General features: G+C 45.5%; 2 pseudogenes. Both read right to left on the bottom strand.

The annotated features are described in order from the left end of the window. Nucleotides 1-1205: pseudogene (locus BG32_RS16225) on the bottom strand (type II and III secretion system protein); the annotation flags it as partial. A 29-nt stretch (nt 1206-1234) separates the two neighbouring features. Further along, nucleotides 1235-2818: pseudogene (locus tag BG32_RS16220) on the bottom strand (type II secretory pathway, component HofQ); the annotation flags it as partial.

The following is a 2818-nucleotide window of genomic DNA, read 5'->3' as shown; positions in this document are numbered from 1 at the left end:
AAAGGCATCTTGTTGACCGTAACGGTATCCTTATTTGCAACAAGACCTCCAATTGTCAGTGTGTTTCCGTCTGAAATAATCAGCCTGCTGTTTGCCTCTCTAGTCTTCTCACCATAAAGAGTTCTAGTCCCGTCAACGTATTTCTCCGGTTCGCTTACCTTAATGAAAAGATCAAGGAGTATCTTCCCATCATCATTTACCGTAGGAGTTATTCTCAGCTCCACCCCTGTATTCAGGTATTCAATAGTCTCTATCTCCACTGGGTTACCATCGACATACTCAATTGTGCGCACGAGGTAAGGAATCGTATCTCCAATGTGAATCTTGGCTTCTTCACCACTCATCGAAACTATAGAAGGACTTGATATAAGGTCAGAATCGTTGTCACTATCGCTGAGATCACCCTCTATCTTCATAGTTCCGGTATTCACAAGATCATCGATCAGCTGTGTGATATCTAGATAATCGATAATGCCAAAATCAAGATCAATGGAACCGTTTTCGATGAGGATCTCGGGAGCGTTGATTCCGATAGAAGTTTTGATCTCTCGCTGTATTTCGTCAATCAGGGACTCATCAACAAGCCTTGTTTCTATTCTCACCTGCTTCTTCGGCTGTGAAAGGGCTGAACCGATTTCATCGAAGATGTTGTCCACTCTAGACTTTGCAAGCCCTCTGACGACTATATAACCGTTTACGGGATCGGAAAGGACTTCTCCCCCATAGAACTCAATGAGTCTAGTTAACTCTTCGACATTGTGATAGACGCGGTAGACGAGCTCGACATCCGTCGGTTCCTCTCCGGCTTTCTGCTCCTTCTTGGTTACAGCATAAATATCATCGATTCTGACTATTTCGACTGGCTTCGTTGCATTGATCACCTTGACCAGTTTATCCCAGCTGAGGTCTTCTATCGACATAGTGATATTCTCGACGATTTTGTCAACGAAAAGAAGCGATATTCCCAGTTTTTCAGAAACAGTTCTCAGAAGAGCTTCCAGATCTTGATCAGTCACCCTTATGCTCACCATCGAATCTTTAACAACAACGCCTTTCTCGAGAGGATCGATCGCCTTTCTAGACTCCTGAACGTCTCTTACCATCTCTTCGGCTGCGTCTAGCAGGGCCGAACTCTTTGACTTGATAAGCAGCATCTGGAGATCTGCGAAGGTCTGAACGGTGATTCCTTCGATTGACTCTCTCAAAAGATCTGCAAGTTCTTGCGGATTGACGGTCAGATCGGTAATATATCTCGAGATCTCTCTATCGGCGGCAGCTCTTCAATCGTCCTAGTAATTATCATCAGCGACTCGGGATCGCCGATAAGTAACCACTGTCTGTCAAGGTCGATGTAATCAACTTCAAGACTGAGCTTTGAGATTATCTCCTGAAGCTGATTATCTGAAACAAAGCTCTTTTCGACTCTCACCGACTCTCTCTTCGAATCAACTGCAAGTATACTCAAAGCCTCTCTCGCATTTTCCAGACCCACCTGCGTTCCTATTCCGATAAGCCTTCCAGAGTATTCGATAATCGATCTCAATTGAATCTCTGCAGCCTCCAGGAACTGCGTTATCTGTTCTATACTCCAACCGCTGACAGGTGGAAGATCTTCGATCCTTACCTTTTCAGTTCCTTCAGTGCTACCAATGGTCTGATTCAACTCCGTTATCAACTGTCTTGCAAGATCGACATGTACGCTTTCTCCAACCACTAGAAGCCTATTATCGAACTTGCCTATGAAAACCGATACTCCAATGCTCTCCAGTGCGTCTTTCAGATCATCCATTCCAGACCTTTCACTGCCTTCAGGGCCATATACTCTTGACAAATCGTCATTAAAGGCTTGCCCTACGACTACAATTGAATAAGACAGGAATTTAGTATCCTCTGTCACCGCTTTGGCAAGTATGTCCCTGAAACTTTCTACATCCTCCATATTTCCGACAAATAAATACCTCGTTGGCGTTATCTGAGCAAATGAGATCTCAAGTAGAAGTTCATTAGCGATCGTCTGGAGGATCTCAGGAGTTATGCTTGCAGGTAGATCGATGTATGCGAAATGCACCTGCTGGTTATCCAGCAAGTAGTCGATTATGCTTTGTGCACCGTCCAATGAGTCTGCGCTTCCTATCAGGAGGTATCCTCCACTCACATCAAAAACCCCCGAAAGCTCAATCTCTTTTGCTAACAAATAAGTCTTCAGTGTCTCTGCATCGACACCGGATAGTTTCTTCACAAATCTGAACTCGTTGACGATTCCCGATCTTTCGTTAACCAAACCACTGAGAACCTGTTCGAATTCACCTATGTCTTCAGCCGTCCCAATCATAAAGACTCTCTCTCCAACAGGCTCGAATTTCAGTTTAAGCTCCATCAAACCGGCAATTGATTCGAACTGGTTGATCTCCGTGCCCTCGGGCAGCGCAAAGGTTATGTAAGAGACGGAACCGTCGGCAGAAGTCCCGCTCGCATCGATTCCTATACGGAGAGAGGAAATCAGCTCTTGCGCTCTAGCAAGTGACGCTTTCGTCCCGACTATTATTGCATAGTCACCTGCCTCGATTACACCTACAGGTATCTGAATCGATGTGAAGGCGGTTTGGAGCTGGCTGGGAGTAAGATTCTTCGGGAGAATCGTTATTGTGTAAGAGAGCGGTCCTTCGTCTACACCGGCGCTCTCTCCAAGAGAATCATACACATCTACGGCCATTTCTACATCGGCTTCGCTTCCGACGAAGACAAAGACCGTTTCGCTTTCCAGAATCTCTACCTCCACCCCGATCAATCTGAAGAGCTGACTCAAAAGCTCGGAAGA

The sequence above is a fragment of the Mesotoga sp. HF07.pep.5.2.highcov genome (assembly GCF_003666285.1).
In the GTDB taxonomy this organism is placed as follows: Bacteria; Thermotogota; Thermotogae; order Petrotogales; family Kosmotogaceae; genus Mesotoga; species Mesotoga prima.
Note: the sequence above shows the minus strand (reverse complement) of the source record. Positions and strands in the feature narration are given on the sequence as shown.